We start from the raw sequence: 20,098 nt of genomic DNA, 5'->3' as shown, positions 1-20,098 counted from the left end.
CTCCTACCACGTAACGTTCTTCGAAAGAGTGGGTCGACCCGACGTCGTGCAGGTCACCCTGAACGGGGTGTTCGCGCCGACCCAGCCCCGGCCGCTGCCCGAGCCCTTGCCATTGCTCCCGATGGTCACGTTCCAACGCGAGCTGGTGGAGTTGGTGCTGCACTCCCAGGTCTTGCCCGGGAAGGCGAGGTCGGTGATGGTCGAGCCGACGTACCAGCAGGTGCCGCCACAGGCGACGTCCGGCTCCGGACACGATGCGCCCGTGCACTCACCGGCCTTGTTCACCTCGAGGATCGGATCCGGCGGCGGGTCGGTCCGCACCGTGACCGAGTCGGACTTGCTCGCCCGCGGCGAGTCACTGATGGTCACGGTGTAGGTGTAGGACGTGTTCCATTCGGGCGCGGTGTCCGTACCCGAGCGGCTACCCGCACCGGTGCCGGTGCCGAACTGGGCGACCTCGGTGCCACCGCGCTTGACGGTGACGGTCGCCGCCTTGCCGTTCGGGTTGTAGTTGACGCTCCAATTGACCTTGTTGCCGTCGACGCTCGCCGAGATCGACGGTGTGCCCAGCGGACCGTAGGTGGTCACGTTCTTCGACGACCAGGCGCCGCAGGATGCCCCGGCACCGGTGCCGCCGGAGGAGTCGTTGCAGGCGCGCAGCTGGACGGCCGTCGAGGTGCCGTTGGTGAAGCCGGTGATCGTCTTGGTCTGCTGACCGGCGCCCTCGGGCGAGTAGGTCCAGCTCCCGCAGGAGGAGCCGTTGCGCAGGCACTCGACCCGGTTGGTCTTGCCGTGCGAGGCCTGCGGCGTGAAGACGATCTCGGCCGTGCCGTTGGCCCCGGTCGGGGTCGCGCTGGCGAAGGAGACCGCCTCGGGCGTCGCCGCGGCCTCGACCTTGCCGCCAGCGGAGTAGCTGGAGATGTGCGCCTCCGGCGAACCACCGGCACTGGTCTCGCGCGGCGAGGTCGCCTCGGCGTTGCGGGCCCTGACGGCGTAGGTGTAGATCGTGCCGTCGTTGGCGACGTCGTCGCGGCAGCTGGTCTCCGTCACCCAGGAGCAGACGATCTTCTCACCGGTGCCGCCGGTGCGGCGTACCTCATAGGTGACCGGGGCAGGGCCGTTGGCCGCGACCGGGCTCCACGAGACCGTCACGGCCTTGCCGGAGTTGTTGGCCGTGTTGGCCCACTCGAAGGTCGGGGTCGCCGGGGTGTCCGGCTTGCCGGCACCCATCCCCTCGACGGTCGCCGTCGGACCCTTGTTGGTCTTGACGCCCTTGTCGTTGAGCGGAACGACGGTGAACTGGACCGGGTCGCCGTTGGAGCTGACTGCCGCCGCATACGTCGTCTGACCTGCGGAGATGTCCTTGATGCCGCCGCCGGGCCAGCTGATCCGGTATTTCTGCACGTCCGAGCAGTCGCACGGCGCCGGCTTGCTCCAGCTCAGCTCGACCTGGTGGTCACGCTGGCGGGTGACGCGGAGGTTCTGCACCGGACCGGTGTAGGCGTCGGGCTCACCCTCGGCCGAGTTGCTCCACTCACGGCTCGGGCCGACGGAGTTCACCGCGCGCACGCGGAAGTCGTAGACGACGCCGTTCTTCAGACCGGTGATCCGGCACGAGGTCGACGGGCAGTCCTGGACGTGGTCGCCGTTGGCCTCCACCTCGTAACGCTGGATCGGGTCGTCACCGTTGTCCTTCGGCGCGTTCCACGACAGCGCGACCACGTTGGAGAGGAAGTCGGAGGTCGTACGCAGCCCCGTCGGCGCGCCGGGGACGTCGATGACGTCCACCTCGATGACGCCGGTGGCCTTGACCCGTTTGGAGTCCTTGCCGGAGTCGCTGACCTCGATCGCGTAGCGGTAGTGGCCGTGGCCCTCCTCAGGCGTGTTGAAGGTGATCTTCGAGCCGCTCGCCTTGCCCATGTCGGGCGAGTCGCCGTCGACCGGGTCGAGCTTGGTGACCACGATCTCCTGCGACTCCGACGGCACCGGTGTCTGCAGATAGTCGGCCAGGTCGATGGCGACCGTCTTCCCGGCCTCGGTCTGCAGCGGCTTGATCGGCGAGAGCGACGGCGCCGGCAGCGCGATGACGGTGACCAGGAGCTGTCCGGTCGCGTCCGTGCCCTCGACGCCGATCTCCAGGGCGCCCTGGGCGCCGGCGTCGGCGTGCTCGGCGGTGAGCCGCAGGCCACCGTCCTCGGGCTTGACCTCGACCCCGTCGAGCCCGTCGCCGACCTCGGCGGTGAAGTCGAGGTCGTCGGCGTCGCCCGGATCAGCGGTCCACACGTGGCAGATGGCGGCGATGTCGACCAGCGCGCCGTTGCCGCTCTCCGGGACCTCGACCGGGGTGCTCGGACAGTTGATCTCCGGCTCCTCCTTGCCGATCTGGACCGGCAGCGAGATCACCGAGAGGTGGGCGTCGGCGGAGGTGATCTTCTCGCGGTCGGCGACCTCGAACGTGAGGGTCGCCGGACCCTTGGTCTCGCCGGCGGTGACCTTGACGGTCGTCGCGGTGGTGTCGCCGGTGTTGAGCATGCCCTCGGGAGCGGCCACGATCTTGTCGGTCGTGGTCAGCACGACCGGGTCGCCCTCGGGGTCCTCGACGTAGTCGGTGATGTCGACGTTCTTCGTCTCGCCAGGGTTGAGCTGGAGCTCGGAGCCCGGCTTCAGGTAGGGGGCGTCCTTGGGACGCGCGGGGACGTAGATCGAGCCGACCGCCTGGGCGCCGTCGGGGTCGGTGACCCGGTAGGTCCACACCCGGGTGTTGTCGCCGACCGGCAGGGTGACCTTGCCGTCGTCGATCTTCGGCTTGGACTCGTCCTCGCCGACCGAAGGACCCTTGACCGCGTCGACGGTGAGGTCCTCGAGCGAGTCGTCGATGTCGGTCACCTTGGTCATCACGTCGACGGTGGTGGTCGACGAGTCGCCCTCGGGATGGGCGACCACGATCCCTGCCATCGGCGGGTTGTCGTAGCCCTCCTGATAGCGGATCGCGAGCTCGCCGGTGTCCTCGTGGAGACCCGTGGTGGCGCGGTAGGGGACGTGCTGGAACGGCTCCCCGGAACCACCCTGGACGGTGACGATGCCGTCGGAGCGCTGCTTGACGTTGGAGCCCTCGGTCGCGTCGGTCGAGGCGAGGTGCAGCTCGGTCCCCGGCGTACGCAGGTCGTTGGCGAGCACGTCGTAGGTCAGCTTCTTGGCGGGGTCGAGCGTGACCAGGTCGTCGACGGCGACCGGCCGCTGGGGCGCGCCGGGCGCGACGACGGCGACCCGCACGGTGCCGGTCGCGACCGCACCGAACGGGTCGCTGACCTCGTAGGTGAACTCGTCGGTGCCGGCGGCGTTGGGGAAGGCCTGGTAGGTGATCGTGTTGGCGCCGTGGGCAAGGACGCGGCCGTAGGCGGGGGCACTGTTGATCCTGGTCACCGAGACCGAGTCGCCGTCGGGGTCGGTGCCGACCGTGGGCAGCCGCAACGTGACCTCGTCGCCCTGGACCACCCGCGACTCCAGCGCCTTCGGCGCGGGCGCGGAGTTGTCCGCCTTCTTCTTAGGCAGCGGCTTGACGTGGATGCGGATGTTGCCCGAGGAGTGCTCCGCGGAGGGGTCGCCGGTGTTCTGCACGACGTAGCGGACATCGACGTCGACCGGCCCCTTCACGTCATCAGGGGCGACGTAGCGGACCCGGTTGCCGTCGATGTAGGCCTCGCCGACCGTGGGCTGGCCCAGGACCTGCAGCTGTCCCTTGGTCTCGATGGTCTGGTCGACGACCAGGCCGACCGGGTCACCCGAGGGCGTCGAGTCGTTGTCGAGGACCGGGATCGAGACGGAGTCGGCGGCCCGGACCGTGGCCTCGTCGTCGACCGCCTCGGGGGCGTTCTCGGCGCCGCGCAGCGCTGGTCGCTGGCTCACCGTCACCGATCCCTCGGCCTCGGCCGCGCCGTTGCTGATCGTGTAGCGGATCGCCTGGGTGGACGGGTCCATGTCGGGCTTGGACGCCTGGATCCGCAGCCAGCGCCCGTCGAGCACGGCGACCGTCAGGTCGCTGTCGCCGACCGGCTCGGCATGGGTCACGGCGAGGAGCCGGCCCCGGGAGTCGTAGTCGTTGGCCAGGACGTCGAGGGTGCGGGTCGAGGTGCCGAGGACGGCGGTCGTGTCCGGGGTCGCGATCGGCTCGTCCGCCGCCTGGGAGGCGGGTTTGACGTCGACGCGGATCTTCGCCGCGGCGGGCTTCGCAGCCCCGAAGCCGGCGTTGTAGCTGAGCTGGTAGGTGCCCGGCGAGCTCCCTCTGGCCCGCACCACGCCGGTCTCCCGGTCGGTGCTCACCTCGAGGCCGCCCTTGGGCGGGACGTCGCCGGCGAGGGTGAGGGTCGCGTCGAGGTTGGACGGGTCGGCGCCGGGGATGTCGTTGTCGAGCGGGCGGATCGTCACCCAGGAGCCCTGGGTGCCCTCGGCGACGTCGTCCTTCGGCTCCGGGGAGGCGGTGGTCGCTCCGGCGACGATGTTGATCCGCACCTTGTCCTTCGACGGCTTGCCGCCGGTGCTGACCTGGTAGCCGAGGTTCTCGCTGCCCGAGGCGTCCGCGGCGGCGGTGTAGCGCAGCAGCCCGTCGGGGGTCACGCTGGCCTTGCCCTTGGACGCGGTCGGGGACTGGGCGGTGACCGGGTCGCCGTAGCGCTCGTCGCGCCAGTCGCCGACGACCGGGATCTCCACGGTGCCGCCGGCCGCGACGGTGTAGTCGGTCGGCGTGTAGTGCTCGCGCAGCGTCGGCTTGCCGGTGCCGCCCGAGCCCTCGATGCTGAGCTCGACGCTGGCGTCGTCCTGGCCTGCCTTGCCCTTCATCCCGTCGTCGACCGTGTATTTGAAGCTGGTCTTCTTCCCCTGCGCCGACTCGGGGGCGGTCACCAGGACCGACTGCCGGTCGGGGGCGATGGTGGCCTCGACGCCCTTGACGGAGGCCTCGCCGACCGAGACCACACTCAGGATCGAGTCCTTGGCCGAGGAGTCGTTGTCGAGGACGTGCAGGACCGTGGTGCGTCCGGCGCGGGCACCGAGCTGGTCGTCCTTGGCCTTCGGCGCCTGGGCGGCCTTGGTCTGCTGCTGCTGCTTGTCCTTCTTCTGGTTCTGCTTCTGGGTCTGCGGCTGGAACGCCTCCCAGTTGGAGATCTTCTTGATGTCGGCGCCGTCGATCTCCCAGACATCGCCGTTGCGCAGGTCGTTGAGCACCAGCTGGCCACGGTTGACCCGGAACTCCAGCTCGGCGGCGGGGCCGAGCGTCGGGATCTCGCCCAGGATCGGCTCGCCCTCGCCGCACTGGGTCACCACCGAGCCGGTCGAGCCGTTGGCCCAGGCACCGAAGATGCAGTCGCCGAGACGTACGGGGGCCGCCGGGTCGCCGGCGGACTCGGCGATACGGCGGATCTCACCGTTGCGCAGGTCGACGGCCTTGAGGCCCTCCCCGTCACCGACGATGACGTCCTTGGCGTTGACGGAGGGCTGCTGGAGGACCGCGCTCTCCGCGGTGTCACCGAAGTCGACGGCGATGTCGGAGCCCTTGGAGGCGCCGAGCAGCCAGCCGGCCTGGTCGAGGGTGATGACATCGTCACCGACGACGGTCGCCGAGGTCGGTGTCTCCGCGTACTCCGGAGCCTTCGGGAGCTTGGTCTCCTCGGGGTCGGCGAACCGCTCACCGTCCGGGGCGAAGGCGGTCAGCGTCCGCTTGGCGGCCGAGACGGCGTACGCGGTCCCGTCGGTGCCGATGGTCAGCACCGCGTCGGCACCGACCGTCTCGGTGGGCTTCGCGGAGCCGGAGAGGTCGGAGAGGTCGCCGACGCCGGCGGTCGGGTCGACGGAGGTGAGCCAGACCTTGCCGGTCTTCTGCTCGGCGACGCCGATGGTGTTGCCACCCATCACCACGCGGCTGTCCTTCACGGTCACCGCGTCGTCATCGATGCCTTCGGCGAGCTTGGTGTTGACCGGCGTGATGGTGCGGGCGTCGCGGTCGACGGAGGCCACCGCGATGCCGTTCTGCACCACGTCGAGGCCGGCACGCTCGGACCTGGACCCGGTCTCGTTGCCTGCCCAGACGACACCGTCGAGCTGGGCGACGGGGCGGTTCTGGCGGCCCAGGGTGCCCCAGGACTGGTTGGTCACCCAGATGCCGCCGTCGTCGAGATCGGCCTTGTGCACGGGGTAGCCCGTCGACTGGATCGCGTAGACGGTCAACCCGCTCGCAACGACGGCAAGAGCTGCCCAGGACGCGATGGAGGTCCGATGACGCCGCATCCACCCGGGCGCCATCCCGAAACGTGCCACCAAGACTCTCCCCAAGTCCTTCCATGCCAAATGGCCAGCCGACGCGAAAAGCCTGGCTTACTCTAGGCGCGCCTCAGGGTAAGAAGCCACACGAACTAGCCAAACGTGGCACACGGCTCAGTGAACACGCTCACCGATACCGTACGGGATGTTCTAAAGTGTCCGCTTCCAGCACCACTATTTCGCATCCTGCCTGGGATGTCTCGATACATGGCTCCGCAAAGGAACAGCATGACCGCTTACCCAGCCCTGCGTGCCGCGGGAGCGACTGATGTCGGCCGGGTCCGCGAGGTGAACGAGGACTCGTTCGTCATGCTGCCCGCGGTGGCCGTCGTCGCCGACGGGATGGGCGGTCATGCCAGTGGCGACGTCGCCAGCGCTCTCGCGGTGGAGACCTTCCAGAGCCGCTTCGCGACCATCTGCCCGGTTCCCGAGGACATCCAGGACGCCGTCCACGCCGCCAACTCCGCGATCACCTCGGAGGCGGCTCGCAACTCCGAGAAGCAGGGCATGGGTACGACCCTGACCGGCGTGGCGCTCGTCGAGTTCGAGGGCGCTCCCCACTGGCTGGTGTTCAACGTCGGCGACTCGCGCGTCTACCGGCTCTCGCCGGCCGGCGTCACGCAGGTGACGATCGACCATTCCGAGGTCGCGGCCATGGTCGAGGCGGGCATGATCACCGCCGCGGAGGCCCGCGTCCACCCGCTGCGCAACGTCATCACCCGGTCGCTCGGCACCTACCCGTCTCCCGAGGCCGACACCTGGCTGATGACCGTGGCGCCGGACGACATCTTCCTGCTCTGCTCCGACGGCCTCACCGGCGAGCTCGAGGACCACGAGATCCATGAGATCGCGTCCAAGACGCTCGGTGTCGGCGGAAGCATCGACAACCTGGCCCAGAGGCTGGTGGACGCTGCGGTTGCTTCGGGTGGGCGCGACAATGTCACCGTGGTACTCGTGACACCCCCTCCCTCGCTCTTCGCCGTCCCGACGGAAGTCGACGCCTCCTCGTCCCATGAGTGATACCGCTACCTACTGTGCTGGGCACTGGCTCGCGTTGAAGGGCGACCAGTGCTGGGCGCTCGTCCAGCTCGGGCCCGGTGACCCGCGGGTCACCGGCGTCCAGGCAGCGCTGGCCGACCCCCACCCGGTCGACGCGATCGCCGGTCTGCTCTCCGCCGACGGGCCACGCGCCCCCGGCTTCGCGCTGGTCGGGCGCGAGGGCCCGCGGGTGCGGTACGCCGTGCGCTCCCCCGCCAAGGTGACCGCCGTCGTCAACGAGGTGCCGGTCTTCATCGACGGCATCGACGTCGCCGGCAGATGGGCAGACGGCCACTTCGCCGCCGTCCCCGAGCGGGCCGAGCTCGCCAACGGGGCCTGGGGTGGGATGGAGGAGGACCAGCCGCTGGTCGACACCGCCCACGCCCGCTCGCTGGACGTCGTCTTCGACCCCAACTTCTATGTCCAGGTGCAGCAGCACGTCGACTCGACCATGGCGCCGCCGCTGGACCACACCATCCGGCGCTCGGACCTGGCCGCCGCTCCGCCGCCCGCCGCGCCTCCTCCGGCGATGCCGAGCGCCCCGTCGTTCCAGAGCCCTCCCCCGTCGCCCGTGCCGCCGCCACCGGTGGCGCCGTCCCAGCCCGCGCCCGAGTCCAAGAAGGGCATCATCGACGGGCTTCCGTGGCGGAAGAAGGGTGCCAAGAAGCCCGACCCGAACGCGTGGGGTCCGCCGGACCGGCAGCCCTCACCCCCGCCCGCGACACCGCCCGCACCGCGGCCCACCGCGCCTCCTCCGCCGATGCCCGCGCCGGCGCCTGCGCCGTCGCCCAGCCCGCCCAACGACATGGCGACCCGGGTGCGCGACGTCGCGACGCCGACCCCGGTGCCCCCGGCGGGCGGACCGACCGTGTGGGCGGTCTACTGCCCGCAGGGCCACGCCTCGCCGCCCTACTCCCCGACCTGCCGCATCTGCCGGATGGCACTGCCGCCGCACCAGCAGCCGGTCTCGGTCCCGCGCCCCGCGCTGGGCCAGCTCAAGCTGGGTGACGGCCGAGTCGTCATCCTGGACCGAGGTGCCGTCTTCGGGCGGTCGCCGCGCGCTGATGCCAGTGGCAACACGGGGGCCGGTGGCGTACCTCCGCATCTGGTGAAGGTGATGCTGCCCGACATCAGCCGGCTGCACACCGAGGTGCGCCTGGAGGAGTGGCAGGTGCTCGTCCGCGACCTCGGCTCCGCCAACGGGACCTACCTGACCCTGCCCGGCGGGCGGCCGCAGCAGATGCGGCCGATGGAGGAGTACGCCCTGGAGCCCGGCGCCGTGGTGAGCCTCGCCGGCTCCATCAACCTGACGTACGAGGTCTTCGGGTGACGCAGACACCACACCCCGAGCTCGGTCCCGAGCTGCCGGGGATGACCTGCCTGGGCCGGCTCGGCTCGGGCGGCTTCGCCGACGTCTACCTCTACGAGCGCCACCACCCGAAGGTCCGGGTCGCGGTGAAGCTGATGCGGTCCTCCGACCTCGCCGAGGCGCAGCGGGCGCAGTTCGCCGCGGAGGCGGCGGTGATGGCCGAGCTGGCCGAGCACCCGTTCATCGTGCCGGTGCACAGTGCCGGCGAGACGCCGGACGGCCGCCCCTACCTGGTGATGGGCTACTACCCCAACGCCGACCTCGGTGCCCGGGTCCGCAACAACCCGATGAAGGTGCAGGACGCGCTGCGCTTCGGGATCCAGATGGCCTCGGCCGTCGAGACCGCGCACCGCGCCGGGATCATCCACCGCGACATCAAGCCGTCCAACATCCTGCTCTCCCGCTACGACGTGCCCGGCCTGGCCGACTTCGGTATCGCCGGCCGGCCGCGCGACGACGAGGGTGACATCGGGGTCTCGCTGCCGTGGTCGCCGCCCGAGGTCCTCACCTCGGCGTCCAACGGTTCGGTCGCCTCCGACGTCTACTCGCTGGCCGCGACCGTCTGGCACCTGCTCGTGGGCCGCTCGCCGTTCGCGGAGCGGGGCAACAACTCCGACCGCGCCGTCTTCTCCCGCATCTTGCACACGGCGCCGCCGGCAACCGGGCGCCCGGACGTGCCGCCCTCGCTCGACCGCGTCCTCCAGCAGGCGATGGCGAAGGACCCAGCCTACCGGCCGAGGACGGTCCTCGACCTGGCCCGGCACTTCCAGCGGATCGAGCAGGAGCTGCGTCTGGGACGCACCGAGGTGCAGGTCCTCGACCGCGATGCCGGCGGCAGCGGGTCGATCCCGGTCGTTCCCGACATCCCGGCCGCGCGGGGCGAGGGTCCGACCACGGGCTCGGGCCGTTCGCGTCTCCCCTCTCCGCCCTCCGACCCGGAGATGGAGAAGGCCACCGAGCTCAAGCCGCCGTCCCAGGTGATCGCGCAGGCGCCGATCACCCAGCCGCCGGCCTCGCTCGCGTCGGCGCCGGTGGCGGATGCCGGCTCGGCCTCGGCCGACCGCACCCGGTTCAGCTACCCGCGGGCGGAGGAGGGCCCCTCGGTCCTCACCGGCGCGCGCCCGGAGAGCCGTAGCAAGACTCCGGCGATCATCGGCGTCGTCGTCCTCTTCCTCATCGCCGCCGCCATCGGCATCGTGCTCTCCCGCGGCGGCGAGGATGAGAAGCCCGACGAGGTCCCGCCCCCGCCCGTCGAGACCGACCTCCCCGGTGTCACCGGCCCGGCCGCCCCAGGCAAGGTCAAGGGCACGCTCAAGGGCAACCGCGCCGTCTTCACCTGGTCCGGCGTGCCCGGAGCGACCGGCTACAAGTGGGTCGGCGACAACTCCACCAGCGGCAACGTGGACCGGCCCAAGGCGGTCGTACGCCTGGAGGGCGCCACCAAGGTCTGCATCCAGGTCCGCTCCCTCGGCGAGAACGGCAACGTCTCCCAGGGCGCAGCCCAGGCCTGCGTCAGCAAGTAGCCCGGCGCAGGCGATACTGGGCGCATGCCGAACACCCCTGTGGCCACGTCAGCGAAGCTGGCGGACGGACGCGAGATCTGGTTCTTCGACGAGCAGCCGACGCTGCGGTCGGTGCACGACGAGCGGCCGCTGGAGCCGCGGGCGGGCGGGTCGCAGCTGCGCTGGGACCGGCTGACCGCGACCTGGACGGCGGTGGCGGGGCACCGGCAGACGCGTACGTTCAAGCCGCCCTCGGACGAGTGCCCGCTGTGCCCGTCGGTGGACGGGCGGCTGACCGAGATCCCGGCCGAGAGCTACGACGTCGTCGCCTTCGAGAACCGGTTCCCGGCGCTCTCGACGGTCGCAATCGGCGAGGCGACCGGGGAGCCGTTCGTCTCCCAGCCGGGGCGTGGCCGGTGCGAGGTCGTCTGCTTCACCAGCGACCACGAGCAGAGCTTCGTGGACCTTCCCCCCGAGCGGGTGCGGACGGTGCTCGCGGCGCTCGCGCACCGCACCGAGCAACTGACGGCGATGCCGGAGGTGGCGTACGTCTTCTGCTTCGAGAACCGCGGCGAGGAGATCGGGGTGACGCTGCAGCACCCGCACGGGCAGATCTACGCCATGCCGGTGCTGCCGCCGCGGATCGAGTCCCTCGTGAACGCCGCCGACGCCCATCGCGAGGAGACCGGCGAGTGCCTGCAGTGTGCGGTGCTCGCCGACGAGATCGCCGACGGGTCGCGGATCGTGGCCGAGAACGGGACCTTCGTGGCGTACGTGCCCTATGCCGGCCGCTGGCCCTACGAGATCCGTGTCGTGCCGCGGCGCCACGTGGGCTCGCTGCCCGGGCTGACCGTCGACGAGATGGACGACCTCGCCGCGCTCTACCAGGAGTGCCTGCGGCGGATGGACGGGCTCGACGACGCCGGCCCGGTGCCCTACATCGCCGGCTGGCAGCAGGCTCCGACCGGACGCGAGGACACCTGGCACCTGGCGGCCGAGATCTTCACCATCCGGCGTGCTCCGGGGCGGTTGAAGTACCTGGCCGGCATCGAGTCCGGCGTCGCGCTCTGGGTCAACGACATCCCGCCGGAGACGGCCGCCGAGCGGCTCCGCGACGCTCTCTAGAGCCCCTGCCAGTCCGGCTTCCCGGCGTAGACCTCGCGGTAGTAGTCGCGGCGTACGAGCCGGGAGGCCGCGGCCTCGTCGAGGAGGACCGAGACGTGGCCGTGGAGCTGCAGGACCGACGCCGGGCAGGTCGCCGAGAGCGGGCCCTCGACCGCGGCGGCGACCGCCTCGGCCTTGCCCTCGCCGGTGGCGAGGAGGAGCAGATGACCGGCTCGGGTGATGGTGCCCAGGCCCTGGGTGAGTACGTGGTGCGGCACCGCTTCGGGTGAGCCGAAGAAGCGCGCGTTGTCCTTGCGTGTCGTGGCCGTGAGCGTCTTGATCCGGGTCAGCGAGGCCAGCGACGAGCCGGGCTCGTTGAAGGCCAGGTGGCCGTCGGAGCCGATGCCGAGGATCTGCACCTCGATCCCGCCCGCGGCCACGATCGCCGCCTCGTAGCGCTCCCCGGCCGTCGGCAGCGTCTCCTCGGTCGGGTCGGGTCCGTGGACCCGCTCGGGCGGGATGCCGATCGCGTCGGTGAACTCACGCCGGATGGTCGCCAGATAGGACTGCTCGTGCCCGTCGGGCAGGCCGACGTACTCGTCCAGGTTGAACGTCTCCACGCCCTCATAGGACGGCGCGTGACCGTCCCGGGCGCGGCGGATGAGCTCCTCGTACGTCGCCAGCGGCGTCGAGCCGGTGGCCAGCCCGAGCACCGCGGGGGTGCCGGCGGCCGCCCGGCGGCGTACGACGTCTTCGATCGTGTCCGCGGCGAGGGATGCCACCTCGGCGGGGGTGTCGAGGACAACTACTTCCATGTCAGTCCTTCGTCGGGGTGATCAGGGCGGCGCCGATGGCGGCGACCGGGGCGGCCGAGACCACCCGCAGGCGCGAGGCGAGCTCGAGAGAGGCGAGGAAGGGCGACGTCTCGGTCTGCCGGACCAGCGCGAGCGCGATCGCCTCCCGCAGCGGCTCGCCGACCGTCGCGACGCCCCCGCCGATGACGACCCGTTCGGGGTCGACGGCGAGAGCGAGGGAGCGTACGGCCGCGGCGACGCCGTCGGCGAAGCGGTCCCGCACGATCACGGCCGCCGGGTCGCCCGAGGAGGCTGCGGCGAAGAGCGCCGCGGCGGGGTGGCCGGTGGCAGTCGGCCAGGCCGCCGCGAGCGCGGCACCGGAGGCGACCAGCTCGAGGCAGCCGCGCTGGCCGCACCCGCACACCGGGCCCTCCGGGTCGACCGGGAGGTGCCCGACCTCCCCGGCGGCGCCGTGGAAGCCTCGGCGGAGCGCTCCGCTGAGGTAGAGGCCGGCCGCCAGGCCGGTGCCGAGCGAGAGATAGACCAGGTCGTCGACGTCCTCGACGGCGTGCGCGCCGAGGGTCGCCGCGTTGGTGTCGTTCTCGAGGGTGACGACCGCTCCGGTGCGGGCGCCGAGCAGCTCCGCGAGCGGGAAGGCGTCGCCGTCCAGGCCCAGGTTGACCGCATGCTTCACGGTGCCGGCGCGGGTGTCGACGATGCCGGGGATGCCGACCCCGATCGAGCGGATCTCGCCGCCGTCGAGCGCGTCACGCAGGCTCGCGACCACCGCGGCCGCGCTCTTGACGACGCCCTCGCCGCCGGGAGTGGTGGCGGCTCGGTCCTCGGCCAGCACCGCCCCGTCGGCGCCGATCGCGATGCCGTGGATCTTGGTGCCGCCGATGTCGAGGCCTACCCGTGCGCCGTTCATCGGTTCCAACCCGATCGTCGCAGCACCTCGGTGACAGCCGCCACGCCCGGCAGGGAGAACCCCTGTGGACACAGTCGTGGCACGCCCCTCCGGTCGTACGCCCCGGGCAACCCCCACTCCACCAGCACCGCGACGCCCGGGAGCTCGGCGACGGTCCGGCCGACCTCGGGACGGCGGTGCGCGTCACGTACCTGCACGATGAGGGGTGCGTCGGGGAGGTCCGGGAGCGGGTCGCCGGGACGGATCACGATGTCCGGCGGCAGCCCCCACGGCACGTCGCCCACGGCGATGTTGGCCTCGGTGTCGACGGTCACGACCTGGGCTCCGGCGAGGTGCGGGATCTCGCTGATGTCGTCGCTGGCCGTCGCGAGCGCCCGGCGAGCGCCCTCGACCGAGCGTGCCTCGAACCGAGGGTCGAGCTCGCCGTCCGGACGCTGCTGCGCGTCGGCGAGGTCGGCGAGCAGCCGGTCGATGCGGGCGACCGCGTCCTGGAGCCGCTCCAGCGGCAGCTCACCGGACTCGACCGCGGTCACGATCGCGGCGGTCGTCTCGTGGACCAGCGAGGTGGGCTTGTCGGGGCCGAGGAGGAGCAGGTCGGCGCCTGCCTTGAGCGAGAGCACCGCCGCGGCGGGGATCCCCCGGCTCGCCGAGGCACCGGCCATGTCGAGGGCGTCGGAGACGATCGGACCGTCGTAGCCCAGCTCGCGCAGCAGTCCCAGCACCGGCGCCGAGAGCGTTCCGGGCAGTTCGGGGTCGAGGGCGGGCACCACGATGTGGGAGGTCATCACCGAGGCGGCGCCGGCCTCGGCGGCCGCCAGGAACGGGACCAGCTCACGGCTTCGCAGGGTGTCCAGATCGGCGTCGAGGACGGGGAGGGCGACGTGGCTGTCCTGTCCGGTGTCGCCGTGGCCGGGGAAGTGCTTGACGCAGGCGGCGACCCCGGTCGACTCCAGGCCCTTCACCCATGCGGCCACGTGCTTGGCGGCCACGCCGGCGTCGTGGGAGAACGACCGGGTCGCGATCACCGGGTTGTCGGGGTTGGAGTTCACGTCGGCGACCGGTGCCAGGTTGAGGTTGATGCCGGCTCGCGCCAGCCGCAACCCGACCGCCCGGCCGGTCTCCTCGGTCAGCGCCAGGTCGTCGGCCGCGCCGAGGGCGGCGGCACCGAGCACCGAGGAGCCGGTGAGCGCCTCCAGACGGGTGACGTCCCCGCCCTCCTCGTCGATGGTGATCACCGGCGCCCAGCCGCCCTCGGCGGATGCGGCCCGGATCTCGGCCGCCAGGCTGCGTACGGAATCCTCACCGGCCTCGGTGTTGGGGCCGAAGAGGCAGATCCCGCCCAGACCCTCGCGGAGCAGCTCGGCGTAGCCGGGCGGCAGGGTCGGGCCGGCGAAGGCGGAGACCTGGACGCGCAGCGCCAGGGTCTCGACGGCGGTCGGGGACGGCATCACGACACCCCCAGCTCACCGGCTAGGACCAGCACCGCGGCGCCGACGATGACGACGTCCTCGCCGAGCGTCGACGTACGGAACTCCAGCGGCTCGCCGCTGACCGGCATCGTCCGCTCGCGGATGATCCGGTCGGCGGTCTCGCGCAGCGGTCCGTCCAGGAGATCGGCCGGCCCGGAGAGGACCAGCTCGTGAAGATTCAGGGTTCCGACCACAGGGGCCAATGCCTTTCCAAGATGTTCGCCGGCTTCCACGAGCGCATCGTCGTGGGCTGTCTCGAGGCGCTCCCGCAGGCGCGGCACCGCGAGGAAGGTCTCCAGGCAGCCCTGGCGGCCGCATGCGCACCGCGGGCCCTCGGGGTCGACGGTCACGTGCCCGACCTCACCGGCGGCGTCGACGAACCCGTGCAGCAGCGCCCCTTCGAGCACCAGACCCGCACCGACACCGGTGCCGACCCGGATGAGCATCAGGCCGCCGTCGCCGGACTGGCCGAAGGTGTACTCCCCCAGCACCGCGGTGTTGGCGTCGTTGGCGACGTACGTCGGTCGGCCCGTCTCACGGCGCACCTGGTCGGCCAGCGCGACATCGGTCCAGCCCAGGTTGGGCGCGGCGACCACGGTGCCGTCTGCCGCCACGACACCGGGGCTGCCGATCCCGATGCCGAGGATCGGCCGGTCGGTGCTCGCGATCAGCTCGGTGACCAGCTCCTTCACGAGGCGTACGGCCTCGCTCCCGGTGCGGCCCTCGCGGCACCTGGTGGTGCGATGGACGACATCGCCGGTCAGGTTGAGCACCGCTCCGGCGACCTGGTCGTCACCGGAGACGTCGATGGTCACGATGTGCGTGGCGTCGGCGGCGAGACCGACCAGCATCGGCGGCTTCCCGACCCGGCTCTCCACCGGCGCGCCGAGCTCCTCGACGAGCCCGTCCTCGAGCAGGCTGCCCACCAGATCGGAGACCGTCGCCCGGGTCAGACCGGAGGCTCGAGCCAGGTCGGCGCGGCTCGCCGGACCCACCGCGAAGAGGTGCTGGAGCACCAGGGATCGGTGATGCCGCCGCGCATCTTCCTGCAGCAACTTACCGATCGGCCGCAACGTACGACGTCTCGCCTTGGACATGTTTGTTAGTCCATCGTACTTATTAATGCTGCGTCAAGTCGACACGACATTTTCCTCGCCGAGAGGTCGCATTCTGACGCCGAAGGGTCAGTTTCTGCCATCGAGACGTCACCTTCCGGAACGCTCGGGGACCTTTCGGCGGGTCAGATGATGGCGGCAAGCTGGGCACGGGTCGGGACGTACGGCTCGATGCGGAGGACCATGTGGGCCTCCTCGGGGGTGCGGTTGCCCTTGCGGCCGTTGCACTTGCCGCACGCCGCCACGGTGTTCATCCACGTCCATCTGCCGCCGCGTGACTGTGGCAGCAGGTGGTCGATGGTGCGGGCGTGGCCGCCGCAGTAGGCACAACGATGTTGGTCGCGCTTGAGCACTCCCTCGCGGGAGTAGCCGGCCGGCCGGTACATCCAATGCATGGCGATATAACGGACCAGCCGCACCGCCTTGGGCCATGGATGTGGCCCGATCATCTTGTCGCCCTGTTGCTCGTGAACCACCGCCACCTCACGGAACAGCATCCGCACGGCGTGCTTGAACGAGACCCTTCCGAGCGGCTCGAAGGAGGCGTTATACAGGGTCACGGCGCCCATGGTCGTGGTCATACTCGGTTACCTCCCAGGAGAGTCGGATAGGGATCGCGTGCTGATCGGACAGAAACAAAAAGGGCCGCCCCGACGAGACAGACATGTCTCGCAGGAGCGGCCCGGAGTGATCCGGTGCGGCTATGCACCCAGGTCACTGTCGGCTCCCGCGGGCATGAGGGTCGCGCTCGTGCGCAGCGGTCAGCGACCAGGCCGCCGGGGCGGTGGTCGAGTGCTGCGTGCTCATGGTGGGCCCTTCAAAAGGTCAAGTGGTGGCACCCGGCGGCGAAACCGGGTGCTACCAGAATAGAGCGAACACCCTCCAGCTACCAACGGTTTTCCCAGGTCAGGAGCGTGTCTTTCCGGTTAACTACGCCCGACGTACGCCGTTTGGCCCCGTTAGCGCGACCCGGCCCGCCTCTCGGAGCCTCGGGATCAGCGCCTCGCCGACCCGGGCCACCTCGGTCCGGTAGGGCGTGTCCGAGAGGACGAAGTGGGTCACGCCGAGCTCCTGGTAACGGCCGAGCGCGGCGGCGACGTCGTTCGCGGAGCCGACCAGCCAGGTGGTTCCGGCGCCACCGCCGCCGTACTTCCCAGGAGCGGTGTAGAGGCACTCGTCGAGCACGTCGCCACGGTCGGCGAGGTCGAGCAGCCGGCTCTGCCCGACCGCCGCCCGGCCCGACCGGCGGAACTCGCGGTCCCCGACGGAGTCGGCCATCCGGCGTACCTTCTCCTCCGCGTCACGCCAGGCCTCCTCGCGGGTGTCGCGGATCAGCGTGGTGATCCTCAACCCGAATTCGAGTGGCGCGAGGTCGCGGTCCAGCGACCGTTCGAGGCCCTGCAGGCGCTCGACCCGCTCGGCGATGCCGTCCAGCGGCTCGCCCCAGAAGAGCTGTACGTCGGCCTCGGTCGCGGCCACCGCCTCGGCCTCCGGGGACGCGCCGCCGAAGTAGAGCCTGGGGTGCGGGCGGTCCTCGGTGGCGTACGGACGCGGGATGATGGTGGAGTCGGCGACCTGGAAGTGGTCGCCGTCGAAGGTCACGTTCTCCTCGGTCCACAGCCGCCGCACCAGCCGCATGAACTCCTTGGTCCGCGCGTAGCGGGCCGCACGTGAGTCCTCGCGATCGCCATAGGCGGCCAGGTCGTCCTGGCCGGAGACGATGTTGACGCGTACCCGACCACGACTGAGCTGGTCGAGGGTGGCGGCCGAGGTGGCGAAGTTGGCTGGGCGCCAGTAGCCCGGGCGGATCGCAATGAGCGGCTCGAAGGTCGTCGTGCGCGCAGCCAGGGCCGTCGCGACGGTGAAGGTGTCCGGCCTCCCCCAGCTGGTGCCGAGCAGGGCACCCGTCCAGCCGGCCTTCTCGACCGCCTCGGCGAGGCCGACCTGGTAGTCGAGGGTGCCGTAGCCCTCCTCCGGCGACGCGGTGTCGCCACGATGGCCGGTCTCGACGAAGTTGGGCAGGTACCAGAGGAGCTCGGGGTTCGTGGGGGCGTTCATTCCAGACTCCTTCGCATTGTCTATTGAGTTAATAGACTAACGCATCTGGTGTCGCTCCTCGGGACAGGCTCAGCCACTGAGCCAATTCCTGGGTATCGTCCGATCCATGGGCCTGACCTCCGATGAGCTGATCGACCTCGTTCTCGACCCCGGCACCTGGACGTCCTGGGACATCCCGCCCGCCCACGGCGAGGTCCCCGAGGCGTACGCCGCCGACCTGGCGCGCGCCCGGGAGCGGGCCGGGACCGACGAGTCGGTGGTCACCGGCGAGGCCCGGATCGCCGGGCGGCGGGTGGCCGTGGTGCTCTCCGAGTTCCGGTTCCTGGCCGGGTCGATCGGGCGCGCGTCGGCGGAGCGGCTGATCGCAGCCGTGGACCGGGCGACCCGCGAGGGGCTGCCGCTGCTGGCCGGCCCGGCGTCGGGCGGGACCCGGATGCAGGAGGGTACGCCGGCGTTCGTGCAGATGGTGCGCATCGCCGAGGCCGTCACCCGCCACAAGGCCGCCGGACTCCCCTACCTCGTCTACCTGCGCCACCCCACCACCGGCGGCGTGATGGCCTCGTGGGGATCCCTGGGCCACGTCACCGTCGCCGAGCCCGCGGCACTCCTCGGGTTCCTCGGTCCGAAGGTCTACGAGGTACTCAACGGCCGCCCCTTCCCCTCCGGCGTCCAGGTCTCGGAGAACCTGTTCGCCCACGGCCTCGTCGACGGCGTCGTACCTCCCGACGAGCTCGCCGGGCTCGTCGACCGCGTCCTGACGATCCTCGAGCTCCGGCCCGAGAAGCCACCCACGTCGGCCGAGACGTCGCTCGCGTCGGCCGAGAGGTCAGCCGGTGACGCTTCGGCCGACGGGGCCGACTTCTCGGCGGTCGACACCTGGGACGCGATCACGCGGTCCCGCCGCGCGGACCGGCCGGGGGCTCGGGCGCTGCTCCGGATCGCCGCCTCGGACGTCGTACCCCTCAACGGCACCGGGCAGGGCGAGCGAGACCCCGGCCTGATCATCGCGCTGGCGCGGTTCGGTTCGGCGCCGTGCCTGGTGCTGGCCCAGGACCGGCGCGAGCAGGCACACCAGCCGCTCGGCCCGGAGGGACTGCGCGAGGCACAACGCGGGATGAAGCTAGCCGCCGGGCTCGGGCTCCCCGTCGTCACCGTCATCGACACCCCCGGCGCGGCCCTGTCGGCGGAGGCGGAGAACGGCGGCATCGCCGGCGAGATCGCGCGTACGTTGGGCACGCTCGTCAACGTCGAGACCCCGACGCTCAGCCTGATGCTGGGCGAGGGCAACGGCGGTGGCGCGCTCGCGTTCCTCCCCGCCGACCGGGTGGTCGCCGCCCAGCACGCTTGGCTCTCCCCGCTTCCCCCGGAGGGCGCGAGCGCGATCGTGTACGGCGACTCCGACCATGCCGCCGAGATGGCCGAGGCCCAACGGGTCCTCGCCGTCGACCTCCAGCAGATCGGCGTGGTCGACCGGATCGTCGCGGAGTCCCCCGATGCCGCCGACGAGCCGGAGACGTTCTGCCGCCGGGTCGGAGAAGTCCTCGAGGACGAGCTGCTCGCACTGCTCGCTTCCGGGCCGGGCGAGCCGACCGCGCGGGCTGCTCGCTACGCGGGCTGAGGCGCGGCGCCACGCAGGCGAGGCGACACCGCGTTCCCTCTTGCGTTCCGACTGAACACGTGTTTAGCATTGAACATGCGTTCAGCCCCTGCCGACCCGACGACCCGTGAGCGAATCCGCGACGCGGCGGTGGTGCGGTTCGCGCGTGACGGATTCGGCGCCTCGGTCCGCTCGATCGCGACCGACGCCGGAGTGAGCCCGGCCCTGGTGATCCATCACTTCGGCTCCAAGGACGAGCTCCACGCGGAGTGCGACGAGCAGGTCCTCGCCGAGATCCGCTCGGCGAAGAACGAGACGATCGACGAGCTGTCCTCCGGGCAGGGCATCCTGCACCGGTTCGCCGCCGCGGACGAGTACGCACCGATGCTCGGCTACGTCCTCCGCTCCCTGCAGGACGGCGGCCCTGTCGGCCGCACCTTCATCGAGCAGATGATCGAGGACGCGGTCGGCTACACCAAGCACGGGATAGAGGCGGGGCTGATCAAGCCGAGCCTTGACGAGACGGCCAGGGCCCGTTACCTGGTCCTCTCCGCCCTCGGCACGCTCATGCTCGAGCTCACCCTCAACCCGCCCAAGGACCCGAGCGACATCAGCGGCATGGTGCGTGGCTTCCTGTCCACGAGCTACCTGCCGATGATCGAGCTCTACACCCAGGGCGTCTTCACCACCCGCCGGATGCTCGACGAATACCTGCTCTACGTACCGGACCCGCCGCAGGACGCCGCCACGGAGCCCCCGTCTGCATGACGCCAGGCCCGTCGGCGTACGTCCTCCTACCCTCCCAACGCGGA

At 71.2% G+C, this 20,098-nt stretch carries 13 protein-coding genes; 6 read left to right on the top strand and 7 right to left on the bottom strand.

Annotated features, from left to right (window positions below; all coding sequences use genetic code 11):
* Positions 1-3: 3 nt before the first annotated feature.
* A complete protein-coding gene (locus ACIO3S_RS22640) occupies positions 4-6,309 on the bottom strand; it encodes an Ig-like domain-containing protein (protein WP_400467944.1) in 6,306 nt (2,101 codons plus the stop codon).
* A gap of 231 nt (positions 6,310-6,540) precedes the next feature.
* Between ACIO3S_RS22640 and ACIO3S_RS22635 the strand changes: the two genes are divergently transcribed.
* From ACIO3S_RS22635 to galT, 4 genes are read left to right on the top strand one after another with little or no spacing between them, the layout of a single operon-like run.
* Entirely contained in the window at positions 6,541-7,332 is a 792-nt protein-coding gene (locus ACIO3S_RS22635) for a protein phosphatase 2C domain-containing protein (RefSeq protein ID WP_160026547.1), read from the top strand.
* Positions 7,325-8,680: an FHA domain-containing protein gene (locus ACIO3S_RS22630; RefSeq protein WP_400467943.1), complete on the top strand. Its 1,356-nt coding sequence runs from the start codon at positions 7,325-7,327 to the stop codon at positions 8,678-8,680. The genes ACIO3S_RS22635 and ACIO3S_RS22630 overlap by 8 nt, the downstream gene beginning before the upstream one ends.
* Complete coding sequence (locus ACIO3S_RS22625) at positions 8,677-10,242, top strand: protein kinase (RefSeq protein WP_400467942.1); 1,566 nt, start codon at positions 8,677-8,679, stop codon at positions 10,240-10,242. The genes ACIO3S_RS22630 and ACIO3S_RS22625 overlap by 4 nt, the downstream gene beginning before the upstream one ends.
* Before the next feature lie 24 nt (positions 10,243-10,266).
* Positions 10,267-11,346: a galactose-1-phosphate uridylyltransferase gene (gene galT / locus ACIO3S_RS22620; protein WP_400467941.1), complete on the top strand. Its 1,080-nt coding sequence runs from the start codon at positions 10,267-10,269 to the stop codon at positions 11,344-11,346.
* Here the strand turns inward: galT and nagB are convergent.
* The 6 genes from nagB to ACIO3S_RS22590 form a co-directional block, all read right to left on the bottom strand.
* Positions 11,343-12,140 (bottom strand): glucosamine-6-phosphate deaminase, encoded by a 798-nt coding sequence (gene nagB, locus ACIO3S_RS22615; RefSeq protein ID WP_400467940.1) that lies wholly within the window; start codon positions 12,138-12,140, stop codon positions 11,343-11,345. The two genes, galT and nagB, sit on opposite strands and share 4 nt — an antisense overlap.
* 1 nt (position 12,141) lies before the next feature.
* Entirely contained in the window at positions 12,142-13,047 is a 906-nt protein-coding gene (locus tag ACIO3S_RS22610; RefSeq protein ID WP_160026542.1) for an ROK family protein, read from the bottom strand.
* Positions 13,044-14,495, bottom strand: a complete 1,452-nt coding sequence (locus tag ACIO3S_RS22605; protein ID WP_400467939.1) for a glycoside hydrolase family 3 N-terminal domain-containing protein — start codon at positions 14,493-14,495, stop codon at positions 13,044-13,046. The genes ACIO3S_RS22610 and ACIO3S_RS22605 overlap by 4 nt, the downstream gene beginning before the upstream one ends.
* Positions 14,495-15,613 (bottom strand): ROK family transcriptional regulator, encoded by a 1,119-nt coding sequence (locus ACIO3S_RS22600; RefSeq protein ID WP_160026540.1) that lies wholly within the window; start codon positions 15,611-15,613, stop codon positions 14,495-14,497. The genes ACIO3S_RS22605 and ACIO3S_RS22600 overlap by 1 nt, the downstream gene beginning before the upstream one ends.
* Before the next feature lie 143 nt (positions 15,614-15,756).
* Positions 15,757-16,212 carry an HNH endonuclease gene (locus ACIO3S_RS22595; protein ID WP_350718554.1) on the bottom strand — a complete coding sequence of 152 codons (456 nt, stop codon included), beginning with the start codon at positions 16,210-16,212 and terminating at the stop codon, positions 15,757-15,759.
* Between the two features lie 349 nt (positions 16,213-16,561).
* Positions 16,562-17,689, bottom strand: coding sequence for an LLM class flavin-dependent oxidoreductase (locus ACIO3S_RS22590; RefSeq protein ID WP_400467938.1), 1,128 nt, complete (start codon positions 17,687-17,689; stop codon positions 16,562-16,564).
* Positions 17,690-17,795: 106 nt separating this feature from the next.
* Here ACIO3S_RS22590 and ACIO3S_RS22585 point away from each other — a divergent pair, with 106 nt between their 5' ends.
* Together ACIO3S_RS22585 and ACIO3S_RS22580 are read left to right on the top strand one after the other, a co-directional pair.
* A complete protein-coding gene (locus tag ACIO3S_RS22585) occupies positions 17,796-19,307 on the top strand; it encodes a carboxyl transferase domain-containing protein (RefSeq protein ID WP_400467937.1) in 1,512 nt (503 codons plus the stop codon).
* 75 nt (positions 19,308-19,382) lie between these two features.
* Entirely contained in the window at positions 19,383-20,054 is a 672-nt protein-coding gene (locus tag ACIO3S_RS22580; RefSeq protein ID WP_160026537.1) for a TetR/AcrR family transcriptional regulator, read from the top strand.
* Positions 20,055-20,098: the final 44 nt, after the last annotated feature.

This window comes from Nocardioides sp. NPDC087217 (assembly GCF_044744805.1).
Lineage (GTDB): Bacteria > Actinomycetota > Actinomycetes > Propionibacteriales > Nocardioidaceae > Nocardioides.
The sequence above is the reverse complement of the archived record's forward strand: the minus strand, read 5'-3'. Positions and strand labels throughout refer to the sequence as shown.

What these genes read in the sequence shown, in the direction of transcription:
- ACIO3S_RS22605 (WP_400467939.1), bottom strand. Translation starts at nt 14,495, where the DNA reads ATGCCGTCCCCGACCGCCGTCGAGACCCTGGCGCTGCGCGTCCAGGTC.
- ACIO3S_RS22590 (WP_400467938.1), bottom strand. Translation starts at nt 17,689, where the DNA reads ATGAACGCCCCCACGAACCCCGAGCTCCTCTGGTACCTGCCCAACTTC.
- ACIO3S_RS22600 (WP_160026540.1), bottom strand. Translation starts at nt 15,613, where the DNA reads ATGTCCAAGGCGAGACGTCGTACGTTGCGGCCGATCGGTAAGTTGCTG.
- galT (WP_400467941.1), top strand. Translation starts at nt 10,267, where the DNA reads ATGCCGAACACCCCTGTGGCCACGTCAGCGAAGCTGGCGGACGGACGC.
- ACIO3S_RS22635 (WP_160026547.1), top strand. Translation starts at nt 6,541, where the DNA reads ATGACCGCTTACCCAGCCCTGCGTGCCGCGGGAGCGACTGATGTCGGC.
- ACIO3S_RS22595 (WP_350718554.1), bottom strand. Translation starts at nt 16,212, where the DNA reads ATGACCACGACCATGGGCGCCGTGACCCTGTATAACGCCTCCTTCGAG.
- ACIO3S_RS22610 (WP_160026542.1), bottom strand. Translation starts at nt 13,047, where the DNA reads ATGAACGGCGCACGGGTAGGCCTCGACATCGGCGGCACCAAGATCCAC.
- ACIO3S_RS22630 (WP_400467943.1), top strand. Translation starts at nt 7,325, where the DNA reads ATGAGTGATACCGCTACCTACTGTGCTGGGCACTGGCTCGCGTTGAAG.
- ACIO3S_RS22585 (WP_400467937.1), top strand. Translation starts at nt 17,796, where the DNA reads ATGGGCCTGACCTCCGATGAGCTGATCGACCTCGTTCTCGACCCCGGC.
- nagB (WP_400467940.1), bottom strand. Translation starts at nt 12,140, where the DNA reads ATGGAAGTAGTTGTCCTCGACACCCCCGCCGAGGTGGCATCCCTCGCC.
- ACIO3S_RS22580 (WP_160026537.1), top strand. Translation starts at nt 19,383, where the DNA reads ATGCGTTCAGCCCCTGCCGACCCGACGACCCGTGAGCGAATCCGCGAC.